Below are 21,673 nucleotides of genomic sequence, written 5' to 3'. Positions count from 1 at the left end.
GCATGCGTGTTTTGCTGATCGGCTCCGGCGGACGAGAACATGCGCTGGCCTGGAAGATCGCGGCGTCGCCGCTGCTGACCAAACTCTACGCGGCGCCCGGCAATCCGGGCATTGGCCACGAAGCCGAACTGGTGAGGCTCGATACTGCCGATCACGCAGCGGTGGTCCGGTTTTGCCGCGAGAATGAAATAGACCTCGTCGTGGTCGGGCCGGAAGGGCCGCTGGTCGCCGGCATCGCCGACGACCTGCGCGCCCAAGGCATCCGCGTCTTCGGCCCGTCAAAAGCGGCGGCACGGCTGGAAGGATCAAAGGGTTTCACCAAGGATCTCTGCGCCAGATATGGCATCCCGACCGCCGCCTATGGCCGCTTCGACGATCTGGCTTCGGCCAGGACTTATGTCGAGAAGACGGGTGCGCCGATCGTCATCAAGGCCGACGGCCTCGCTGCCGGCAAGGGCGTCACCGTCGCCATGACGCTTGACGAGGCGCTGGCCGCGCTCGACGCCTGTTTTGACGGCTCCTTCGGCCAGGCCGGCGCGGAAGTGGTGGTCGAGGAGTTTCTCGTCGGTGAAGAAGCAAGTTTCTTCTGCCTGTGCGACGGCACCACCGCGCTGCCCTTCGGCACCGCGCAGGACCACAAGCGCCTCAGTGACGGCGACACCGGCCCGAACACCGGCGGCATGGGCGCCTATTCGCCGGCGCCGGTGATGACGCCGGAAATGATCGACCGAACCATGCGCGAGATCGTCGAGCCGACCATGCGCGGCATGGCTGAAACAGGCGCTCCGTTTTCCGGCGTGCTGTTTGCCGGGCTGATGATTACTGACAAGGGGCCGAAGCTGATCGAATACAACACCCGTTTCGGCGACCCGGAATGCCAGGTGCTGATGATGCGGCTGAAGGACGATCTCCTGGTCCTGCTCAACGCAGCCGCTGACGGCCAGCTGGCGCATACTTCGGTGCGCTGGCGCGACGAGGCGGCGCTTACCGTGGTGATGGCAGCCAGGGGCTATCCCGGCACGCCGGAAAAGGGCTCGGTCATTCGCGGCGTCGAGGCGGCGGCGGGTGAGGGCGTCGAGATCTTTCATGCCGGCACCGCCATAAACGGCGGCGCACTCGTCGCCAATGGCGGTCGCGTGCTCAACATCACGGCGACCGGCCGCACCGTCGGCGAGGCGCAGAAAAAGGCTTACGCCGCGCTCGACCAGATCGACTGGCCGCAAGGCTTTTGCCGCCGCGACATTGGCTGGCTGGCGGTGGCGCGCGAGCAGGCGAACTGATGCTTCGGGCGGCCTTCGGCCTCAGCGCAAGCCGTGGTCGAATTCAGTCGAGACGCTGCTGACCGCGTCGGCGGTGGAGACAAATCCTGGCACCGATGCCGCACGCTTTTCGTTTCGCGTCCAGGCGACATATTCGGCAATCCCGCCCGGCAGGGCCGGTGCCGCCTTCACCGCAGCCATTTGAAAGCCGCTGCTGAACCTGGCCAGGCGCGCCCTGAATACCGCGACCATCTCCTCGAAGCTTGCTGGCGTCACGCTTGCGTAAGTGATGGTGCCGCCGGCGAGCCCGGCTTCGCGTGAGAGCGGCACCGGTATCGAGGTGAGATAATCCGGCTGCACGTCGATCAGGCCGCCGAACGGCCACTGCGCGCGCAATTCCGTGGCGTTCATCGGCGCGACGCTGACGTCGATATCGTTGGGTGTGCCCGCGACCCTGTAAGGACAGCGGAACCGGCCGCAATTTGCTCGCGCCGAAAACTGCCAGAGCGCATAACCCTGCCAGTTGCCCATCGGAAAATGCACGCCGATGTCTGGCTTGTAGCGCGCATACCACAGCGGCAGCCGGGACAGGAGCGGGTATTTATACTTGTTATCGGCGATACGCCTGGCTGTCGTGCCGTTGGTGTAGAGCACTGGAAAGCGGCCAACCCGACGATGCACATGGCGCACGAATTCCTCGGCATCATCGAGCGACATCCATTGGGTGGGATCGTCGTCCTCGATGTCGAGGGCAAGCAGGTCGTCCGGCCCGGGTTCGGCGAACTCGATGAAATTATTGGCCTGTCCCACGGGGTTGCCGGGGCGGGCGAGATGATAGGCACCCCATTTCAGGCCCAGCGCCTTGGCCACCACCTTGCGCGTCTGGAACAGTTCCTGTGCCATCGCATGGCGCTTCCAAAGCGTCTTGCACAGCCGCGTCTCGGTCTCGTCGCCGAAACAGAAATATGGTGGCGGCATTCCGTCGGATGCCTTGTTGATGAAGCCGACAAGACGCTTGTCGGCGGCTAGCCGGGTCCAGTCGATGGAATTATATTCGTAGGCGTCGACGACCAGCGCCCGGTCGGCATCCTTCCAAGGTTCGGAGAAATCCGAGGCCTTTGCCGGCGTCAGCGCCAGGGTCATCGCGGCCGCGACAACGAGAAGCGCTGAGCGGACAAGGGGGCGCGCCGGCGTTTTCAAACAGCAGATCCTTGCTGGCCAAAGCCAAATCCTGAACCGCCCTGGTTAAGGAAATGCTTTCGATCGCGGCCCGCGCATGCCACGGCTCGGTCAGCTTCTCCGTCGATGGTCTTGATGGTTGTCACTGGCGAGAGGGGATATGAAACGGGTCGAGCGCCGGCACTTGCAACAGCGTTCCCTCGGCCTCGCGTTTGCGATGAGGGGTCAGCGAACATGGTGGTGAGCACAATATGCCGCGATCCGACCAATAGGCTGCACCGTTCTCGACCTTACCTTCATGATAGCAAAAACCGGCCGTCCGCCAGAGCAGGCGCATTCGCTACAGCGATAGGTGTCAGGTCGTGCGAGCACGAGGCAATCCTATTTCGGTGTTCTGCTCTCTCTTGCCGAATTTAGCCTGCGTCGTGGCAATTGCAAAATCCGCGTGACAAAGTTTGACGTTTACGTAAAAAGAAGATGGACAGGGAACTCCGAAAGCAGATGATTTTGCATCGGCACAGGTCTTAAGTAGACCTGCCAGACTGGAGAAGGGCCGGACAGAGGAGGAGCGAGCGCCATGTATCGGGCACCGGTCGAGGAAATCGCCTTCACCCTGAAGCATGTCGCCGGCTTGAAGCCGGCGCTCGATGCCGGCATTTTTGGCGAACTCGGCGAGGACCTTGTCGACACCATTCTGGCCGAGGCCGGCCGCTTCGCCAGCGAGGAGGTGGCGCCGCTCTACACGGTCGGCGACCAGCACGGCGCGGTGCTCGACGGCGCTGCCGTCACTACCCCGCCCGGCTGGAAGGAACTTTATCGCCGCTGGATCGGCGGCGGCTGGAATGCGCTGTCCGCGCCTGAAGCGTATGGCGGCCAGGCGCTGCCGGCCATGCTCGGCGTCGCCGCGCTCGAAATGTGGAACTCCGCCTCGATGGCGTTCGGCATCGCCCCGACGCTGACCATGGCCGCGGTCGAAGCACTCGACAAGCACGGCTCGCAGGCGCTCAGGGCCAGATACCTGGAAAAGCTGGTCTCCGGCGAATGGATGGGCACCATGAACCTGACTGAGCCGCAGGCAGGCTCGGACTTGAATGCCTTGCGAACCCGCGCCGAGCCGGCCGGCGACGGCACCTACCGCATCTTCGGGCAAAAGATATTCATCACCTATGGCGAGCACGATTTCACCGACAACATCATCCATCTGGTGCTGGCGCGGCTGCCGGACGCGCCGGCCGGCACGCGCGGCCTGTCGTTGTTCCTGGTGCCGAAATTCCTCGTCGGCGACGATGGCGCGCTGGGCGCACGCAACGACGTCTTCTGCTCCGGGCTGGAGCACAAATTGGGCATCCACGCTTCGCCGACCTGCACGATGATTTATGGCGATGGCTTCGACGGTGCTACGCCCGGCGCGATCGGCTGGCTGGTCGGCGAGGAGAACAAGGGCCTCGCCTGCATGTTCACCATGATGAACAATGCGCGCCTTGCCGTCGGCATTCAGGGCGTCGCGGTCGCCGAGGCGGCGACGCAGAAGGCGCTCGCCTATGCAAACGACCGCCGGCAAGGCAAAGCGGCAAGCTATGGCGGTGCCGGCATGGCGCCGATCGTGCATCACCCCGACATCCAGCGCAGTCTTCTGACCATGAAGGCGCTGACCCAGATTGCCCGTGCCATCTGCTATTCCTGCGCCCACGCCATCGATCTTGCGTCGCAGAGCGAAGATGCAAAGCACTGGCAGGAACGCGCCAATCTGTTGACGCCGCTGGCCAAGGCCTTTTCGACCGACGTCGGTGTCGAGGTCGCCTCGCTCGGGCTGCAGGTGCATGGCGGCATGGGGTTCATCGAGGAGACAGGGGCCGCAGCACTTTATCGCGACGCGCGCATCGCGCCCATTTACGAAGGCACCAATGGCATCCAGGCGATCGACCTGGTGACACGCAAGCTGCCGCTCGGCGGCGGCCGGCATGTGCATGGCTACATCGCCGAACTCAAGGCCGTCGCCGATGCGGCGCGAGCGTCGAACCTTGAAGGCTTCGGCCGCACCGCCGATCGCCTCGACCAGGCGCTCGACGAGCTCTCCCAGGCAACCCGTTTCCTGCAAGACCTGCAAGCCGAAGGCCGATCGGACGAGGCGCTGGCCGGCGCCACGCCCTATCTCAGGCTGATCTCGCTTGCCGCAGGCGGGGCCTATCTGGCGCGCGGCGCGCTTGCCGACCAAAACCGCATCGCGCTTTGCCGGTTCTTCGCCGAGAACCTGCTTGGCGAAGTGGCCGCGCTCAAAGAGCGCGTCGTCGGCGGCGCCGACAGCCTTGCAGTTGCCGGCAAGGCGCTGATCTCAGCCTGACGTTCGCACGCGCCGAAATTCACAAAGGCCCGAAATTCACAAAGGACCAATCCGTGACAGACCACATCCTCGTCGAGCGCCAGGGCGCCATCCAGATCATCCGCATCAACCGTCCGGACAAGAAGAACGCCCTGACCCGCGCCATGTACGCGACGATGTCGGCGGCTCTTGCCGGCGGCGACGCCGATCCGGCGATCCGCGTCCATGTCTTTCTCGGCGTCCCCGGTGCCTTCTCGTCCGGCAACGACCTTGCCGATTTCATGGTCGTCGCCTCGGGCGGCGAAGGCGGTTCCGAGGTCTGGGATTTCCTGATGGCGCTGGCCAAGGTGGAAAAGCCGATGGTTTCCGGCGTCGACGGCATTGCGGTCGGTATCGGCACCACGCTCAACCTGCATTGCGACCTGACCTTCGCCACGCCGCGCACACTATTCCGGACGCCCTTCGTCGATCTCGGCCTTGTGCCGGAGGCCGGTTCGAGCCTGCTCGCGCCGCAGATCCTCGGCCGCCAAGGCGCCTTCGCGCTGCTTGGCCTCGGCGAGGGCTTTTCGGCCGAGCGGGCGAAGGCCGCCGGGCTGATCTACGAGGTGGTCGAGGAAGAGGCACTCGAAGCATCGGTATTGGCGGCGGCGGGCCAGATCGCTGCCAAACCGCCGCAAGCGCTGAAGATCGCGCGCGACCTGATGCGCGGCTCGCGCGACGCCCTTGTCGAGCGCATCGGCCAGGAAAGCCAGCATTTCCGCGAGCGGCTCAAATCCGACGAGGCCCGCGCAGCCTTGACGTCCTTCATGACCAGGAAGAAGGCCTAGACCTTCTGGCCTTGTCTCGCATCGTGGACCCGCCGGCAGCAACCGGCGGGTTTTCTTGCCATGATCTCTTTGTCACATCGCCATTTTTTTACATTCGGCCTGGGCCTTTGCCGAAGACGTGTCGATCATGAATGTCTTGCCTTTGGCGTCGGTCATCAACATCATGCAATGCTTGATCGGTTTCGCCATTTTCATCATTTCGGCGCTCATCTTCGCGTCGGGCATCATGGTGCCCATATGCCCATCGGGCATGATCGCCATGACCTCCCCACCCTTCATCACCGTCATTGTCCCCATCGCATCCTCCGCAAAGGCCTGCGAAGCGAAAAGACAGGCAAGACCGGCCATCGTGACCAACCTGAGTGAATGCATTGTTTCCTCCTGAATTTGCGCCAGCGGCGCGTTGAGCCCTTTCCTGGTTCGTTCCGGCAAGCTGGAACGTTTCACGCACACGAGATCGTGATCGTGGGAATTGGAAATCCGCCAGAAGCGGCCCGGCCTTGGCCGCCTTCATGACCAGGAAGAAGGGCTGAAAAAATGGGCGCCGGTGCGGAAGCTGCCGATCTGCCCCACAAGGGCCCACAAGGGGGAGATCGGCGCTCCACCGTCGTGCTCTACGGATAAAGCCTCATTTTGTCCCAGCCGCCCTCGGCGTTGCGCGAAAACACGACGCGGTCGTGCAGCCGGAACGGACGGTCGTGCCAGAACTCGATGCTCTGCGGCACGATGCGAAAGCCCGACCAGTGTTTTGGCCGCGGGATCTCGCCGATCGCATGGCGCGCCGTATATTCGGCAACCGCCTTTTCCAGCGCGAAGCGGCTTTCCAGCGGCCGCGACTGTTTGGACGCCCAGGCGCCGATGCGGCTGCCGCGCGGACGGGTCGCGTAATAGGCATCGGCTTCGGCGTCGGTGACGATCTCCACCGGGCCGCGCGCCCGCACCTGTCGGCGCAGAGATTTCCAGTGGAAGCACATCGCTGCTTTCATGCTGCCAAGGATCTCGCGGCCCTTGGCGCTCTCGAAATTCGTGTAGAAGACAAAGCCACCCTCGTCGAACCCCTTGAGCAGCACCATTCGCACATTCGGCATGCCCTCGGCATCGACCGTCGCCAGTGCGACGCTGTTGGGGTCGTTGATCTCGCTCTTCGTAGCGTCGTCGAGCCACGCCGCAAAAAGCCGGAACGGCTCCGCCGCCTCGGTAAAGTCACCGCTTGTTAACCCGGTTTCGCTCATAGTTTTCCCAAATTTGTCGCCGGCTGGGGAGATTGCCGATTGTCGCGTATCGCGCAAGCTTTTGACAGTGGGCAATGGAGCGTTATCGCTTCGGCCAGCGCCAAAGCCATGATCGTGACAATCATCCTGCCGCTTGCCGCCTGTGGCGGGGGCGGCTTCAGCCTGGAGCAGGCGGAGGTGGACCGCTCGATACTGACCTCGAGCACGCCGGCCTCGCTCACGCCGCTCGATCAGGACCGCGCTTCCGACCAGGCCACGATCCGCAACGCCGTGTCCTCCGCCGACGTCGAGCAACTGGCCGGGCAGGCCATTCCATGGGCGAATGCCGACACCGGCTCGCGCGGCTCCATCACCGAGCTCGCAGAATTCAGGGCTAACGGTGAGACATGCCGTCGCTTCACCGCGTCGCGCGAGAGCTTCGACGGCGTCGCGCTGTTCAAAGGCGAAGTATGCCTGGCAGGCGGCAGCGCCTGGCGAATGCAGGACTTCAAGGCGCTCTGATTTTCCGCCGGCGATATGGTGGTAAGCCACTGGAATTTCTTCCTATGCAAGCGCATATAGGAGGCGATCATGGAACCACTCCTTCTCCAGGGCAGTAAGCATGCGCGACCCCTATGAGGTGCTGGGCGTTGCCAAGAACGCATCGGCCAAGGACATAAAATCCGCATACCGGAAGCTCGCCAAGAAGTATCATCCGGACCAGAATCCGGATCCCAAGGCAAAGGAGCGTTTTGCCGCCGCCAATCAGGCTTACGAGATCGTCGGCGACGAGAAGAACCGGGCGGCTTTTGATCGCGGTGAGATCGACGCCGAAGGCAAACCGCGGTTCCAGGGTTTCGAGAGTGCGGCCGGCGGCGCCGATCCTTTCGCCGGTTTCCGCCGGCAGCAAGGGCCGGGCGGCGCGCATTTCGAATTCCGCACGGGCCGTCCCGGTGGTGACCCGTTCGACGGCAACAGCGACATCTTCAGCCAGATCTTCGGCGATGCTTTCAGCCAGCAGCGCGGTGCCGGCATGGGCGCCGGCCGCCGGATGCCGACCGCAGCCGACCTCAACGTGACGCTGGACGTCACCATCGAGGAGGCCGCAACCGCCGAGAAAGTGACGGCGATGTTCCCCGACGGCCGCAAGATGGCGGTCAAGTTGCCGGCCTATGTCGAGGACGGTCAGACCATCCGGTTGAAAGGCCAGGGTGAGCAAGGACCGGGGCAGCCGGGCGATGCGCTGGTCAAGATCCGTTTCCGCCGGCACCCGCGCTACCGCGTCGAGGGCCGCGACCTGCATGTCGACCTGCCGGTGGAACTGGCCGATGCGGTGCATGGCGCCAAGGTGGCGGTCGAAACCCCGACCGGCAGGATTGCGGTCAACGTCCCCCCTTGGTCGAGCTCGGACAAGGTTCTGCGGCTGAAGGGCAGGGGCCTGCCGGAAAAGGCCGGCGGTCACGGCGATCTCTACGCACACGTGCGGCTGATGCTGCCGGAAGGCGGCGACGCCGAGCTCGAGGCGCTGATGCGCCGGCGAAAGAGCTGACGGTCGAAAAGGCTGGCGCTTGATACCGTGTGTGAAAAGCGGGCGCGAGTGGTTTCATGCCATCGATTATCGACAGCAAGCGAGCAATCTGCGCCAGGAGCCGCCATTTGGCCGAAGTAGGTTCAACGTCAGCTAACGCCTCAAAGGCCGACATTTGCACGCGCCATAGTTCCGCTTCGCGAACACGGTCGACGCCAGTCGACCGACTGGCGATGAGCCAGTTCGGCGGGGGTTAGCCGCACAAGCTTGTAGGGGTCGATCGATGCAGTCGCCAGGCCAGCAAGGTGGAGGGTCGCACCGCTGACCATCACCAGCGCATCGACGCCTGCGCCATTCTCCCTCTTGCCAGCCTGCTCGACGTGGCGGGCGAAATTTACCTCCGAGCCGACCAGAAAAGAGAAATCCCGCTGGCGATCGTTGACGAACATCACCTCGCCGGAGTGTAAGCCGATCCTGATGCGGCGCGACAGGGAGCCCATTGAACGCTTCCAAGCGTTGCCGAGCGAGATTTCCGGTACCAGTTCCGCGACGGCGGCCAGCGCCTTTAGCGCCGTTTCGCTGGGCGTCATTTCGCTCCCCAGCCAGAGAGCTAGCACGCCGTCGCCTGTAAAGTTTTGAACGATCCCCCCATTGGCCACCACGACCTGGCGGGTCAACGTGAAGTGCTCGATCATGAACCGCGTGGTTTCGATCAGGCCAAGTGCGCTCGCCAAGCCGGTCGAGTCCTCCACGTCGGTAAACATGATCGTGGCGATGGCGCGCTGGAATTTCGTTTCACCCATGCCGAATGACGGGAGCACGCGGTCAGTCTGTGGATTCGTATAGGCAGTGATCGGATGCATTGGAGTCCGGCCCCCGAGCGGTTTCAAATGTCGCTCGAATATGACTGGACGGCGTAGGCGGATCGTAAGCCCGCCGTGGCGGGCACGTCAGAATTACGTCAGAAATCCATTCGGGCCCGGCTTTGGCGGCTTGCAGCCGACCTTTTAGTCAAAATTCGGCGGGACCCTCAGCTCAGCAACTTACGGAGGTCAAGCAGCCCCGCTCCAAACTGCTGATCGAACGAAGGCACCCTTCTCTCGCAATTAGGGCTGTCCGGTAGAATCGGAACGTCAGCTTCAAGCCAAGGCCATGAAACCTCCTTTGCGCCTGACTGGGTCATCTTCGCCTTAACCTCTATGCCGTTGAGCGGCCTACCGGCGGAGCGATGTTTCGACTGCAACAAAGCGGCTGCTCCCGCGACGATGGCCGAGGCTGCAGATGTTCCGCCAAATACTGTGTAGAGCCCGGCGCGGTCTCTGCTTTCGACGCGCGGTGGCTGGATCCCTTCCAGCTGTCCGCCGGAATAGCCGTGGTGGCCCGGGATGTCCGTGGTGAGCACGCCCTGCGGCGCGTATTCAACCTGGGGGAGCTTCTCGTAGATCTCGAAATTGTGGTCACGTGAACGCAGCGACTCACGGTCCAGTCGTATTTGGCAGCGTGTACACACCTCCTGGTCGTCGGACGGCGCGGAAATGGTGACGGAATTGTCGGTCGGATCGCCGCTGTAGTTGGAATATGCTGAACGTCTCGCCCGATAAGTGGCGGCCGCCACCGCGACCACGCCATTGCTTTCGCCGGCCTTGCTCGCCGGGTAAATCAGATGGTCGTAGCCATCGTTGCCGGCTGCGCAGATGATGGGGATTTCCTCGCTGATCGCCTCGAAAAGCGTCTCGAAATAATCCCAAATTGGCTTTGCCTGTTCGACCGAAGTATATCTGCTGTCGCCATATCCAGGATAGGAACGGTGCGCTCGCCATGGATCGGGTACTTCCCGGGGAAAGTGTATGACTGAAACCTTCTGGTCGCGGGCATAGAGGAACGCCAGAATGAGCTGCGCTGCGTCGGGCCGTGCTGAAATCTCGATCGGCAGGAGTTCAGCGCCTGGGGCGACCCCCCAATAAGGTATTGCGCCTTCACCGTTGCTAAATTGCCTCAACTTCGTGGGCGGGGCCGCAGGGGCGCCGACCATCAGCCCAGCGCAGGCGGTCCCGTGCGCTGAGTAGCGCATACGCGAGGTCTCAGCAGTCTCCTGAATTACGCCGCGCCCATCTTTCAGTGCTCGAAGCAGCGATTTCTGAACCTCGACTTCCTGCGCATTGTTCCTCGATTTGATCAGGCTTGCCGCCCACGCCCAGGTATCGTCGCTCACAAAGCTCTTGCTCTGCTTTTTTTCCGGCCCTCGCAAGACGAGCGGTTGCTGCTTGGGTGTGACGTAACTCAACCCGAAAGGGTGAGCGGCGAAGCTGACCGCAGAAAGGATACGAGGCTCGAGATTGGGATGGCTTGAGTTCACTCCCGTATCGATCTGGGCAATGACCTCGCCGTAACCGGGCTTGTCAGTACCCAACAAATCCCAGGCGTCGGCCTCCAGCAGGTATGCGGCCTCGTGCGGCAACCGCGCTTCAGGGATGCGCGGACGATCGCGTAAGGCGCCGATTGCGATCAGGTGCCACAGGTAGTGATACCAGTCATAACAAAGATGGCCTTCGCCCTTCTTGATGTCGTCCATCATGGCACCCACCTACCATTCGCTCTGGGCGCGTCGGATCGTTTCATCCATCGCGTCCACCAAGTACGGAGAAATGCGCGCAGCCAGTTCCTCGCCGGCATCGGTGTCGCTGGCGTAGTGCAGCCCGGCCCATTCCCTGTTCTCGGCCACCCGGCGGGCGCGCTCATAAACCGCGGTTACGCCGGCGTGCTCGGGCAGCATCCGTTGCAGAACGTTCGCCACTGCAAATGACTGAAATGAATGGTTGGACGGGTAGGAAGCGTGCGAGGGAACCGGAAGCGCCGGCCGCAGCCTCGGCTCAATGATGTTGGGCCGTGGCCGATTGAATCGATCTTTGTAGTTGAGCCCGATCTCCTCCGTGAGTTCGAGGATCGCAACGATCAATGCGCATGTCCCCTCGAAGCCCGCGAGAGTGTCTATTCCGAGCGGCGCCGTGTAGTCCAAAATCCCGAACGATGCCTGGCGGACGATCTCCTCGCGCCGCAGCGGGTCACCTTCCCTCCTCTTCTGCAGATCGATAAGCGCTTCTGTCTCCCTGAGGCTCTCTGAAGGTCCGGGCGGGGGATCGATAAGAATGTCCTCCCAGATCGCACCGAGATATTTGTTGGCGACGCTTAGTCCGATCCTGTGCAAGGCACGCTTGTCGTGCCACGCCGGCAAAGCCTCCTCGCCAGTTTCGAAAGCCGTTTGCCCCCTGCCGCGTCCCCGTCCTCGTCCGCGCCCTCTGCCCCTGCCTCGACCTCGACCTGCGCTCGGCCCCGCCAGGAAGGCTGGCGAAAGGCGCATGGCACCCTCCACAGGGTCATCAGAAATCGTTATCACGATCTGCTCTTCTTGAATCGACAGAACGCTGCTCTTGGTCATCATAGACGCGAAAGGATGCAGTTTTTCGCCGCCTCTATTTTTGATGTATTCCTCAAGAGATTTTTCAGGACTTGCGTCACCCAATATCAGCGGATATTGCCTTATGGCCGATCCACTTACTAAGAATCGGGCGCTAAACAACTTGTTATTGAGATCAATTGTCGACATCATGTCCACCCCTCAACTAAAGCTTCTAAATTTGATCCGCGCCAACTGGTGGTCGGAGCCTCGACGTAACGCCTGCGGTGCGCAGCGCTAGGGTGCGTACCTTGGCAGCGTTATCCGCGACAACCCGCTCTTGATAACCGAAACTCCGAGTACGCCTGCAATTGGATAATTCTCCTCCGAAAGCAGCTCGAGCGAGAAATCCGGTTCCCAGGCGCGCAAGCGTTCGATAGTTCGAACTGCCTCCACAGTCTGCCCCAAATGCCCGTGGCAGGCAGCCGAGTATCTCAAAGCGGGTAGGTATGTGGGTTGCTGCGCAAGGACACGCTCGCCGTGACGTATCCCCTCCTCGAAGCGCCCGTTCAGAGTTGCCAAGATGCAGCACGTGGTATCGATGCAGTAACGATACAGGGGAGGCCCGCCCAGTGCACGTGCGCGCATCGCATCCTCATAGCCACGCTTCACTTCGCCGAGATAGCCGAGCGTCAAGGCACGCATGTCCCAGCAAATGGCTTGTAGCGGGTTAGCGGCTATCGCTCGATCGGCGAGTTCCAGTGCCTGTGCGTATTCACGAAAGACGAACGAATGGGCATGAGCGGCCAACGCCAGGGTGATAGGATTGAAGGGGGCCACTTCGACGGCGCGACTGGCGCATTCCCGAACCTGATCGTGAAAGGTGCCCGAGCGGCCGACCCGTCTCTCGCCAAAGCGGGTGACAAACACAAACAGCTGCCACGCCAGATACGTGCTACGCGGGTCGAGCTCATATGCTTCGGCGAGCATGCGCTCCGCCGAATCCAGGTCCGTATCGCGCATGCGGAATACCTGTCGCAGCGCTGTCAATGCAAGCCGAGACGCCCGGTGTCGGGGCTCGTCGCGGATGGACTTAGGATCGAGAACGAATTCGAGGATCGAAAACACGATCTGATTGACCAACGACATCAGCTTCAGGCTCGCCGGGCCAGTCAGGTCGGCCGGCTCGAGAAAATCCGTATGCGACCACAAGAGCCGGCTGTCACCGGGCGCAATTAATGCAAATGTCAGGGCCACTCTGTCGCCCACCACCGTTGCCCTGGTTTGCAACAGCCAGTCTGGTAGCGCAGTGTCAGGCGCTTGGGTCAGCGGTCCCTGCGCTTGAAAATCCACGACGTCGACCACTTCGAAATTCAGGATCGATCGAACCACCAGATCCAGGACAAGGTCGCTGACGGCCCTGTTAGCGGAGCCCTCCGTCCACCTGGCATCGCGAACCAGGCCCAAGCATAGCCGCGACGAATTCAGAAGTGAGGCGCTTCGCTGTCCGGACAACTGATCTGCCGCGGCAACAGGAAAGACGTTTGCTGGCACTGTGCGAGGCCGGGGCCATTGGCTTCTTTGCTCACGAAGCCAATCCTCGAACTCTGGATCGCGAATATCGAGGCCCTCAAGCAGATCACGCGTGGCAGAGCCTTCGGGTGGATCGTTCAAATCGATGCCGATCGAAGCGACGTCGAGTCGAACCACATCACGATCGGTCGAGATTAGATCAATGCCGGCGCTGTGGAGCGACTTCCGAACCTCGGACAGCTCCTGCCGCAAGCTTGCTGCACCCTGCTCCTCGCCGCGAGTGCTCCAGAGCTTGCTTTGCAGCCATTTTCGGCTCCGCGTACCGTTGGGTGCCAGGGCGAGCATGGCCAAGAGCGCTTTAGACCGTCTGCCATGCGGCGTGACGTCCGCGCCATCCGCGCTCTCAATCGCGAATGGCCCAATCAATCTAAGGAAAGGACGGCAATCCGAGTACACTAGCGGCCCCTCGCGTCCCCGCACCCTAATATAGCATCCACTAATATAAGTCTATCTGTAATTCTCGGCTTCCGTGAGGTCAAACCTACACGTGGCAAAGGATTCGAGACGGGATTTCTGCTGTGACGGAAGGACTCGGTAGCGACATCAAGCGGTCGTTCGATATAAGCGGTCCCATTGTCGGCTCGGGGTCATGAGCGTGACTTCGGCCACTGGCCAACGAACTTCCGCCAAAGGGTCATCTTCCGCCGTGCCACACCGATACCAGTGTCAGATTTTTCCACTGGCCCACGACTGCAAGGTCAAGGCGCTACAGCGTCCTTTGCGCGCCCAAAGGGCGCGCGGCTCTGTAGACCAGCGGCTTTGTCCCCCGAACTGTCCGCTTTGAACGCTTGAAGGGGCACTGTGGCTGTGCGATAGGCACTCCACAAAGTAGAGAACCTTGCGGAGAGCGCTGACATGGCGGGTGGACGGGGCCTTATGGCCGGCAAGCGCGGCCTTATCCTTGGCATCGCCAACAATCGCTCGATCGCTTACGGCATCGCCAAGGCCTGTGTCGACCATGGCGCCGAGATCGCGCTGACCTATCAGGGCGAGGCGTTCAAGAAACGCGTCGAGCCGCTCGCCGCGGAACTGGGCGCGCATGTCGCCGGCCATTGTGATGTGACCGACCCGGCCAGCCTCGATGCGGTGTTCGAAAATGTCAGCAAGCACTGGGGTGGCAAGCTCGATTTCCTCGTCCACGCAATCGCCTTTTCTGACAAGGACGAACTGACCGGCCGCTATGTCGAGACGACGCGCGACAATTTCCTGCGCACCATGGATATTTCGGTCTATTCCTTCACCACCATCGCCAAACGCGCCGAGGCGCTGATGACCGACGGCGGCTCGCTGCTGACGCTGACCTATTACGGTGCGGAAAAGGTGATGCCGCACTACAACGTCATGGGTGTCGCCAAGGCGGCACTCGAAGCCAGCGTGCGCTATCTGGCCGTCGATCTCGGCGCCAAGAAGATCCGTGTCAACGCGATCTCCGCCGGCCCGATCAAGACGCTTGCCGCATCCGGCATCGGCGATTTCCGCTATATCCTGAAATGGAACGAATACAATTCGCCGTTGAAGCAGACGGTCACGCAGGAGGAGGTCGGCGATTCCGGCGTCTATTTCCTGTCCGACCTTTCGCGCGGCGTCACCGGCGAGATCCATCATGTCGATTCCGGCTATCATGTCGTCGGCATGAAGGCGGTCGACGCGCCGGATATTTCGACGGTCAAGGACTGACGCCACCGCCTGACCTCTTCCGGAAGACCTGATGTACCCGCTCGTCTATATCGTGCGCCACGGCCAGACGGCGTGGAACGCCGAGGCCCGGCTGCAGGGGCAGGCCGATACCGACCTCAACGAGCTTGGCCGCGAGCAGGCTAGCCGCAACGGGCGCAGGCTGGCCGAACTCATCGACAAGCCCGAAGATTTCGACTTTGTCGCCAGCCCGATGCGGCGCACGCGCGAGACGATGGAGCGCGTGCGCGCGGCGATGAAGCTCGATCCGCACGCCTATCGTACCGAGCCGCTACTCGTAGAATTGAGCTTTGGCGACTGGCAGGGTTTCACCTTTGCCGAACTCGAGGCGAACGATCCCGGTTCGACCAGGCACCGCCGCCTCGATAAATGGAATTTCCAGCCGCCCGGCGAGGGCGCCGAAAGCTACCAGATGCTGCTCGAACGGGTGAAGCCGTGGTTCGACGCGCTCGATCGCCAGACGGTCTGCGTGACCCATGGTGGCATCATGCGCGTAATGTTCCGCTTGGTACTTGGGATGTCCGAACAAGATGCGGTCAGCATGGAAGTGCCGCAGGACCGCGTGCTCAGACTGAACGGCCGGCGCCTGGAGTGGCTTTGAGACCGATGACGTAGCGTATGTTGAGATCAGGTCGGGCCGGCATCAGCTGAATATCGACGTGTCCTACTCGGTCGATCCGGTGTCCGGCAGTTCCATGTCGGTGACGACGTTCTCGCCATTCGTCACGTCATAGGCGAGGACGATGTCCATGCCTGGCTTCAGCGCATCGAGGTCGGTTTCGGCGTTCAGCTTGTAGGATTTGCCGTCGTCCAGCGTCAGCGTCAGCGCATCCTTGTCGACCTTCTTGATCAGGCCTTCGGTCTGGCCGGCGAAGGCGGCGGTGGAAATCAACAGCGTGGCGGCAACAGCGCCAATCAGGATACGCATCATCGTCCTCTTTAATCATTGCCGGTACAGCGGCTCGGTCCAACGGAACGGAACTGAGCAGAAACCAATCGAATGTGTCAAAACTAAATCCGCGGGATCACAGTTTGACCACTGTGGAAAACGCCAATAGAAGGCAGGCGACAGCGCCGCGCGTCCTCCCTGGACGCGCAAGGACGCTGTAGCACTTTTGATTTTGTGCATGATCCTTTCCGAAAATCGCTCCGATTTTCGGGGTCATGCGCTGAGCCGGCTCCGACGCCGGCAGGGCTGGTTCCATGTCGCACAACACGTTCGGCCATCTTTTCCGCGTCACCACCTGGGGCGAAAGCCACGGGCCGGCGCTGGGCTGCGTCGTCGACGGCTGTCCGCCCGGCATCCGCTTCAGCCGCGACGAGATCCAGGCCGAACTCGACAAGCGCCGCCCCGGCCAGTCACGTTTTGTGACGCAGCGTCGCGAACCTGACGAGGTCAAGGTCCTGTCCGGCTTCATTCTCGATGAGGACGGCGAGACGATGATCACCACCGGCACGCCGGTGTCGATGCTGATCGAGAATGTCGACCAGCGCTCCAAGGATTATGGCGACATAGCCCGTCAGTTCCGGCCGGGCCATGCCGATTACACTTACGAGGTCAAATACGGCCTGCGCGATTACCGCGGCGGCGGCCGCTCCTCGGCGCGTGAGACGGCGGCGCGGGTGGCGGCCGGAGCGCTTGCCCGCAAGGTCGTGCCCGGCATGGTGGTGCGCGGCGCGCTGGTGTCGATGGGCGATAAATCGATCGATCGCGCCAATTGGAACTGGAATTTCGTCGGCGACGCTGAAAACCCGTTCTTCACGCCTGATCCGGCGTCCGTCGCCGTCTTCACCAAATATCTGGACGGCATCCGCAAGGCGGGCTCCTCGGTCGGTGCGGTCATCGAGATCGTCGCCGACGGCGTGCCGGCGGGGCTTGGTGCGCCGATCTATGCCAAGCTCGACCAGGACATCGCCGCCGGCCTGATGTCGATCAACGCCGTCAAGGGCGTCGAGATCGGCAACGGTTTCGAGGCCGCCCGCATCACCGGCGAGGAGAATGCCGATGAGATGCGCATGGGCAATGACGGCAAGCCGGTCTTCCTGTCCAACAATGCCGGCGGCATCCTCGGCGGCATCTCGACCGGCCAGGCGATCGTCGCGCGTTTCGCCGTCAAGCCGACCTCGTCGATCTTGACGCCGCGAAAGTCGATCGACAAGGACGGCAACGACGTCGAGATCATGACCAAGGGCCGCCACGATCCATGCGTCGGCATCCGCGCCGTGCCGATCGGCGAGGCGATGGTTGCCTGCGCCATTGCGGATCATTATCTGCGTCATCGGGGACAAACGGGAAGGGAGTAGGGGAGTAGGGGAGTAGGGGAGTAGGGGAGTAGGGGAGTAGGGGAGTAGGGGAGTAGGTTACGCAACTCCCACGACAGCATTTTTTCCTTTCCCCTACTCCCGTACTGCCCTACTCCCCTATTCCCTGCGAGCGAAGCGAGCACTTATGCCTTACGACCAGAAGAAAATCGTTGAAGCCCTGCGCGCCTTCGAGCGCGGCGAGATCGTCGTCGTCATGGACGATGACGGCCGCGAGAACGAGGGCGACCTGATCGTCGCCGCCGTCCATTGCACGCCGGAAAAGATGGCGTTCATCGTCCGCAACACGTCAGGCATCGTCTGCACGCCGATGCCGCGCGAGGAAGCGAAGCGGCTCAACCTGTCGCCGATGGTGGCGGACAATGATTCTGCCCACACCACCGCCTTTACCGTCAGCGTCGACTTCAAGCACGGCACCACGACCGGCATTTCGGCGGACGATCGCACGCTGACGGTGCGCAATCTCGCCAATGGCAATGTCGGCGCCTCCGATTTCGTCCGCCCCGGCCACATCTTTCCGCTGATCGCGCGTGAAGGCGGCGTGCTGATGCGTTCGGGCCATACCGAAGCCGCTGTCGACCTCTGCAAGCTCGCCGGCCTGCCGCCGGTCGGCGTCATTTCCGAGCTGGTCAATGATGACGGCACCGTCATGCGCGGGCCGCAGGTGCAGGCCTTCGCCGAAAAGCACGGGTTGAAGCAGATTTCGGTTGCCGACCTCATCGGCTACCGGCAACGCAAGGAAACGCTGGTCGAGCGCGTCGCCTGTTCGGACATCGAGACGCCCGGCGGCAAGGCACAGGTCTTCACCTACACGCTGCCCTGGGATTCCATGCATCACGTGGCGGTCGTCTTCGGCGATATCCGCGACGGCGTCGAGGTGCCGGTGCGCCTTCATTCCGAGGACGTGGTCAGCGACGTCTTCGGAACCAGCCACAGGCTGGACGCCATCATGAAGGCGATGGGCGAGCGCCAGCGCGGCGTCATCGTCTATCTGCGCGAAGGCTCGGTCGGCGTCGCCCATCAGGAGCGCAAGCGCCCGGCTGCCGGCGACCGCGAGGATCACGAAGAGGCTCGCCGCCGCGAAAACGAATGGCGCGAGATCGGCCTCGGCGCGCAAATCCTCAAGGATCTCGGCATTTCCTCGATCAACCTGATCGCCTCGCGCGAGCGCCATTATGTCGGCCTCGAAGGTTTTGGCATCCACATTGCCAAGACCGAGATTCTTTAAGCCATTCTCACGATGCTGGTATGCGTCCGGCCCGCCTCGGGACCGGACGCGCCGGAAACTATTCCGCAGCGACCGCCGCTGCGTCGCATGCAGCCATGTCGCAGCCCGGCGCGGCAAGGCTGCGCTGGCCGGCGAGCACGATGACCAGCGCGATTGTGCCCGATGCCACCGATACCCAGAACCCGTTCTGCGCGCCGAAAGCGTCCACCACCCAGCCGGCGGCGAACGAGCCGAGCGCCATGCCGATGCCGATGCCGGTCATCACCCAGGTCACGCCTTCGGTCAGCACCGCCTCGGGCACGCGCCGTTCGATCAGGCCGAATGCCGTGATGAAGGTCGGCGAAATCGCCACGCCGCTGGCGAAGACGGCCAGTGCCAGCAGCGGTACTGTGTCGGCGACGAGCAGCGGCAGCGTGGTAAGCGCAATGATGGCGATTGCGATGGCAAGCTGAATTTGCAGCGGCAGTTTCAGGTTCAGGGCGCCGATGATGATGCCGACGACGAACGATCCGAGCGCGTAGACGCCGATGACGAAGCTGGCGGCCCCTGGCTGGCCAAGCTCCTTGGTGATCGCCACCGTGCTCACCTCCGTGGTGGCGAAGGTCGCGCCGATGAAGATCAGGGCCAAGGTGATGATCTGGACCGGCCGCAGGCGGATTGCCGAGCCGCCTGAACCATGTTCCACCGGTCGGGCTCGCGGTTCGGTCGAGCGCTGCAGGATGAAGGCCGTCGAACCGAAGGCGAGGAACAATGTGCTCGCGAGCACTCCCGCTTCCGGGAAAAGCGCGACGCTCAGTCCGACCGACAGCGATGCGCCGGCGATGTACACCAGTTCGTCCGCCGCCGACTCGAAGGCGAACGCCGTGTTCAACTCGGGGCGGTTGCGAAAAATCTCGGTCCAGCGTGCGCGCACCATTGCCGGTATGCTGGGCATGACGGCGGCGAGCAGCGCCGAGACGAATAGCGTCCAGATCGGCCAATGCCGATTGGCCGCTGCAATCAGGATCGCGAAAGCGAGCGTGGACATCATGGTGGTCGGCACCACAATCCGCGTCTGGCCCAGGCGGTCCACCAGTCGCGATACCTGCGGGGCGACGAAAGCGTTGGCCAGCGCATATGTCGCGGAGACGGCGCCGGCCAGCCAGTATTCGCCATCGGTCTGCGACAGCATCGCGACGATCCCGATCGGAGCCATGGCCATCGGCAGCCGGGCAACGAAGCCGGCCGCGGCGAAGCCCTTGGCGCCGGGCGCGCGAAAGATCTGGGAATAGGGATTTTGCATGGTCTGGCTCCTCGACAACGGCCGGTTCGGCGATTACATACGTGGCGTATGAGTTTAAATAGATCATACACGGCGTATGTCAATTGGCATACGAGACGTATGTTAATAGGGCCAGAGCATGCATAGACCACGCAAGGAGATGATTGCCGAAACCCGCGCCAAGCTGATCGGGGCGGCGCGCCAGGCCTTCGGCACGCTCGGCTATGCCGAAGCCTCGATGGACGATTTCACGGCATCGGCCGGGCTGACGCGCGGTGCGCTCTATCATCACTTCGGCGACAAGAAGGGCCTGCTCCAGGCGGTCATTGCCGAGATCGATGCCGAAATGTCGGCCCGGCTGAAGGTCGTTTCGGCCACGCCGGACAATCTCTGGCAGGGCTTTGTCGACGAATGCACCGCTTATATCGAGATGGCGCTGGAGCCGGAGATCCAGCGTATCGTGCTTCGCGACGGGCCGGCGGTGCTCGGCGATCCATCGCAATGGCCAAGCCAGAGCACATGCATCCGCTCGATGACAGAGAGCCTGCAAAGACTGAGCGACGAGGGGACAATTCTCGCCGTCGATCCCGAAGCCGCGGCAAGGCTGGTCAGCGGCGCCTCGCTGCATGCGGCGCAGTGGATCGCAAATTCGAACCATCCCGAAGCGACGTCGAAGAAGGCAGTGAAGGCGTTCAAGGTTCTTCTGGAAGGGCTGCTCAATCGCACCGGCAAGCTGCCTCAGCCTGACCGACCGTCGGCGATGCAGCCCGAGGTTGACCGATCACCGGCCTGAGGTCATCTTTTCGCCGATCCCAAGGCGGCTCGCGGTGGGCTCAGCCGACGCCGGTTGCCTAAACCCTGTTGAACATCGCGTCACCAGCGCGCGAAAACATGGCCAAAGCGGCGAGGCGCGCCTATATCGGGGCATGGTCACGAGACTTTACACCCACCCGATTTTTCTCGAGCACATAACACCGCCCGGTCATCCGGAGCGACCGGACCGTCTGCGCGCCATAGAGCGTGTGCTTGACGACGAGGCCTTCGCGGCGCTCGATCGCGTCCAGGCGCCCGAAGGCGACGAGGCAACCATCCTCTACGCGCATCCGCCCGAATTCGTCGAACGTGTCCGCGCAGCGATTCCGGACACCGGCATCGCCCGTATCGACGCCGACACCACCGCCAGCCCGAAGAGTTGGCAGGCGGCCGTGACCGCGATCGGCGCAGCCAACGCCGCGGTCGACGACGTCTTCACCGGCCGTGCCGAAAACGTCTTCGTCGCCGCACGGCCGCCCGGCCATCATGCCGAAAAGACCACCTCAATGGGCTTTTGCCTGTTCAACACCGCCGCGATCGCGGCACGCTACGCGCAGAAGAACCATGGCGCCGACCGCGTCGCCGTCGTCGACTGGGATGTGCATCACGGCAACGGCACGCAGGACATTTTCTGGGACGATCCATCGGTGCTCTATTGCTCGACACACCAGATGCCGCTTTACCCGGGAACCGGGGCCGTGAGCGAAACCGGCGCCGGCAACATTGTCAACGCGCCGCTGGCGCCGCAGAGCGGCAGCGATAGTTTCCGCGACGCCTTTCTGTCACGCATCCTGCCGGCGCTCGACAATTTTGCGCCCGACCTCATCATCATCTCCGCCGGTTTCGATGCCCACCACCGCGATCCGCTGGCCGAGATCAACCTCACCGAGGATGATTTCGACTGGGCGACCGGCCAGTTGCTCGAACGAGCCGGGCGCCGTAGCCGCAACCGGCTCGTCAGCGTGCTCGAGGGCGGCTACGATCTGCAGGGATTGGCATTTTCAGTCGCCGCCCATGTCGGGCGGCTGATGAAGGGATAGACG

General features: G+C 62.5%; 20 protein-coding genes. 11 read left to right on the top strand and 9 right to left on the bottom strand.

The window, feature by feature from the left end; all coding sequences use genetic code 11:
* Positions 1-2: 2 nt before the first annotated feature.
* On the top strand, positions 3-1,280 hold the full coding sequence (gene purD / locus NKI97_RS11700; RefSeq protein ID WP_352834158.1) for a phosphoribosylamine--glycine ligase: 1,278 nt from the start codon (positions 3-5) through the stop codon (positions 1,278-1,280).
* Between the two features lie 21 nt (positions 1,281-1,301).
* Here the strand turns inward: purD and NKI97_RS11695 are convergent, their stop codons facing one another.
* Complete coding sequence (locus NKI97_RS11695) at positions 1,302-2,459, bottom strand: glycoside hydrolase family 25 protein (protein WP_502907096.1); 1,158 nt, start codon at positions 2,457-2,459, stop codon at positions 1,302-1,304.
* A gap of 556 nt (positions 2,460-3,015) precedes the next feature.
* On the opposite strand from NKI97_RS11695, the gene NKI97_RS11685 reads away from it, so the two are divergent.
* Together NKI97_RS11685 and NKI97_RS11680 are read left to right on the top strand one after the other, a co-directional pair.
* Complete coding sequence (locus NKI97_RS11685; protein ID WP_352834155.1) at positions 3,016-4,779, top strand: acyl-CoA dehydrogenase family protein; 1,764 nt, start codon at positions 3,016-3,018, stop codon at positions 4,777-4,779.
* 53 nt (positions 4,780-4,832) lie between these two features.
* Positions 4,833-5,585, top strand: a complete 753-nt coding sequence (locus NKI97_RS11680) for a crotonase/enoyl-CoA hydratase family protein (protein ID WP_352449912.1) — start codon at positions 4,833-4,835, stop codon at positions 5,583-5,585.
* Positions 5,586-5,657: 72 nt separating this feature from the next.
* On the opposite strand, the gene NKI97_RS11675 is transcribed toward NKI97_RS11680, so the two are convergent.
* Entirely contained in the window at positions 5,658-5,933 is a 276-nt protein-coding gene (locus NKI97_RS11675; RefSeq protein WP_023674100.1) for a hypothetical protein, read from the bottom strand.
* 266 nt (positions 5,934-6,199) lie between these two features.
* A complete protein-coding gene (gene pdxH, locus NKI97_RS11670) occupies positions 6,200-6,817 on the bottom strand; it encodes a pyridoxamine 5'-phosphate oxidase (RefSeq protein ID WP_352470672.1) in 618 nt (205 codons plus the stop codon).
* 39 nt (positions 6,818-6,856) lie between these two features.
* Here pdxH and NKI97_RS11665 point away from each other — a divergent pair, with 39 nt between their 5' ends.
* A complete protein-coding gene (locus NKI97_RS11665) occupies positions 6,857-7,318 on the top strand; it encodes an RT0821/Lpp0805 family surface protein (protein WP_352834152.1) in 462 nt (153 codons plus the stop codon).
* A 100-nt stretch (positions 7,319-7,418) separates the two neighbouring features.
* Complete coding sequence (locus NKI97_RS11660) at positions 7,419-8,345, top strand: DnaJ C-terminal domain-containing protein (protein WP_352689742.1); 927 nt, start codon at positions 7,419-7,421, stop codon at positions 8,343-8,345.
* A gap of 140 nt (positions 8,346-8,485) precedes the next feature.
* On the opposite strand, the gene NKI97_RS11655 is transcribed toward NKI97_RS11660, so the two are convergent.
* The 4 genes from NKI97_RS11655 to NKI97_RS11640 form a co-directional block, all read right to left on the bottom strand.
* Positions 8,486-9,187 carry an adenylate/guanylate cyclase domain-containing protein gene (locus NKI97_RS11655; protein WP_352834149.1) on the bottom strand — a complete coding sequence of 234 codons (702 nt, stop codon included), beginning with the start codon at positions 9,185-9,187 and terminating at the stop codon, positions 8,486-8,488.
* Between the two features lie 167 nt (positions 9,188-9,354).
* Positions 9,355-10,899, bottom strand: a complete 1,545-nt coding sequence (locus NKI97_RS11650; protein ID WP_352449906.1) for a S8 family peptidase — start codon at positions 10,897-10,899, stop codon at positions 9,355-9,357.
* 9 nt (positions 10,900-10,908) lie between these two features.
* A complete protein-coding gene (locus tag NKI97_RS11645) occupies positions 10,909-11,931 on the bottom strand; it encodes a phosphatase PAP2 family protein (protein ID WP_352449905.1) in 1,023 nt (340 codons plus the stop codon).
* 84 nt (positions 11,932-12,015) lie between these two features.
* A complete protein-coding gene (locus NKI97_RS11640; RefSeq protein ID WP_352834146.1) occupies positions 12,016-13,602 on the bottom strand; it encodes an AfsR/SARP family transcriptional regulator in 1,587 nt (528 codons plus the stop codon).
* Between the two features lie 564 nt (positions 13,603-14,166).
* Between NKI97_RS11640 and fabI the strand changes: the two genes are divergently transcribed.
* A complete protein-coding gene (fabI, locus tag NKI97_RS11635; RefSeq protein ID WP_352449903.1) occupies positions 14,167-14,988 on the top strand; it encodes an enoyl-ACP reductase FabI in 822 nt (273 codons plus the stop codon).
* Positions 14,989-15,019: 31 nt separating this feature from the next.
* Positions 15,020-15,607, top strand: coding sequence for a histidine phosphatase family protein (locus NKI97_RS11630; protein WP_352449902.1), 588 nt, complete (start codon positions 15,020-15,022; stop codon positions 15,605-15,607).
* A gap of 63 nt (positions 15,608-15,670) precedes the next feature.
* Here NKI97_RS11630 and NKI97_RS11625 read toward each other — a convergent pair whose 3' ends face one another.
* A complete protein-coding gene (locus NKI97_RS11625; RefSeq protein WP_023716902.1) occupies positions 15,671-15,934 on the bottom strand; it encodes a DUF1344 domain-containing protein in 264 nt (87 codons plus the stop codon).
* 275 nt (positions 15,935-16,209) lie between these two features.
* Here NKI97_RS11625 and aroC point away from each other — a divergent pair, with 275 nt between their 5' ends.
* Together aroC and ribB are read left to right on the top strand one after the other, a co-directional pair.
* Positions 16,210-17,310, top strand: coding sequence for a chorismate synthase (aroC, locus tag NKI97_RS11620; protein WP_352449901.1), 1,101 nt, complete (start codon positions 16,210-16,212; stop codon positions 17,308-17,310).
* Between the two features lie 145 nt (positions 17,311-17,455).
* Positions 17,456-18,556, top strand: coding sequence for a 3,4-dihydroxy-2-butanone-4-phosphate synthase (gene ribB / locus NKI97_RS11615; protein WP_352449900.1), 1,101 nt, complete (start codon positions 17,456-17,458; stop codon positions 18,554-18,556).
* 58 nt (positions 18,557-18,614) lie between these two features.
* On the opposite strand, the gene NKI97_RS11610 is transcribed toward ribB, so the two are convergent.
* A complete protein-coding gene (locus NKI97_RS11610; protein ID WP_352449899.1) occupies positions 18,615-19,838 on the bottom strand; it encodes an MFS transporter in 1,224 nt (407 codons plus the stop codon).
* A 118-nt stretch (positions 19,839-19,956) separates the two neighbouring features.
* On the opposite strand from NKI97_RS11610, the gene NKI97_RS11605 reads away from it, so the two are divergent.
* Positions 19,957-20,610, top strand: coding sequence for a TetR/AcrR family transcriptional regulator (locus tag NKI97_RS11605; protein WP_352449898.1), 654 nt, complete (start codon positions 19,957-19,959; stop codon positions 20,608-20,610).
* 133 nt (positions 20,611-20,743) lie between these two features.
* Complete coding sequence (locus NKI97_RS11600; protein ID WP_023674116.1) at positions 20,744-21,670, top strand: histone deacetylase family protein; 927 nt, start codon at positions 20,744-20,746, stop codon at positions 21,668-21,670.
* Positions 21,671-21,673: the final 3 nt, after the last annotated feature.

It is taken from the genome of Mesorhizobium sp. M0296, from assembly GCF_040321675.1.
Taxonomy (GTDB): domain Bacteria; phylum Pseudomonadota; class Alphaproteobacteria; order Rhizobiales; family Rhizobiaceae; genus Mesorhizobium.
The sequence above is the reverse complement of the archived record's forward strand: the minus strand, read 5'-3'. Positions and strand labels throughout refer to the sequence as shown.

What these genes read in the sequence shown, in the direction of transcription:
- NKI97_RS11650 (WP_352449906.1), bottom strand. Translation starts at nt 10,899, where the DNA reads ATGATGGACGACATCAAGAAGGGCGAAGGCCATCTTTGTTATGACTGG.
- NKI97_RS11605 (WP_352449898.1), top strand. Translation starts at nt 19,957, where the DNA reads ATGCATAGACCACGCAAGGAGATGATTGCCGAAACCCGCGCCAAGCTG.
- NKI97_RS11630 (WP_352449902.1), top strand. Translation starts at nt 15,020, where the DNA reads ATGTACCCGCTCGTCTATATCGTGCGCCACGGCCAGACGGCGTGGAAC.
- NKI97_RS11610 (WP_352449899.1), bottom strand. Translation starts at nt 19,838, where the DNA reads ATGCAAAATCCCTATTCCCAGATCTTTCGCGCGCCCGGCGCCAAGGGC.
- NKI97_RS11685 (WP_352834155.1), top strand. Translation starts at nt 3,016, where the DNA reads ATGTATCGGGCACCGGTCGAGGAAATCGCCTTCACCCTGAAGCATGTC.
- ribB (WP_352449900.1), top strand. Translation starts at nt 17,456, where the DNA reads ATGCCTTACGACCAGAAGAAAATCGTTGAAGCCCTGCGCGCCTTCGAG.
- purD (WP_352834158.1), top strand. Translation starts at nt 3, where the DNA reads ATGCGTGTTTTGCTGATCGGCTCCGGCGGACGAGAACATGCGCTGGCC.
- NKI97_RS11675 (WP_023674100.1), bottom strand. Translation starts at nt 5,933, where the DNA reads ATGGCCGGTCTTGCCTGTCTTTTCGCTTCGCAGGCCTTTGCGGAGGAT.
- NKI97_RS11645 (WP_352449905.1), bottom strand. Translation starts at nt 11,931, where the DNA reads ATGATGTCGACAATTGATCTCAATAACAAGTTGTTTAGCGCCCGATTC.
- pdxH (WP_352470672.1), bottom strand. Translation starts at nt 6,817, where the DNA reads ATGAGCGAAACCGGGTTAACAAGCGGTGACTTTACCGAGGCGGCGGAG.
- fabI (WP_352449903.1), top strand. Translation starts at nt 14,167, where the DNA reads ATGGCGGGTGGACGGGGCCTTATGGCCGGCAAGCGCGGCCTTATCCTT.
- aroC (WP_352449901.1), top strand. Translation starts at nt 16,210, where the DNA reads ATGTCGCACAACACGTTCGGCCATCTTTTCCGCGTCACCACCTGGGGC.
- NKI97_RS11655 (WP_352834149.1), bottom strand. Translation starts at nt 9,187, where the DNA reads ATGCATCCGATCACTGCCTATACGAATCCACAGACTGACCGCGTGCTC.
- NKI97_RS11625 (WP_023716902.1), bottom strand. Translation starts at nt 15,934, where the DNA reads ATGCGTATCCTGATTGGCGCTGTTGCCGCCACGCTGTTGATTTCCACC.
- NKI97_RS11660 (WP_352689742.1), top strand. Translation starts at nt 7,419, where the DNA reads ATGCGCGACCCCTATGAGGTGCTGGGCGTTGCCAAGAACGCATCGGCC.
- NKI97_RS11600 (WP_023674116.1), top strand. Translation starts at nt 20,744, where the DNA reads ATGGTCACGAGACTTTACACCCACCCGATTTTTCTCGAGCACATAACA.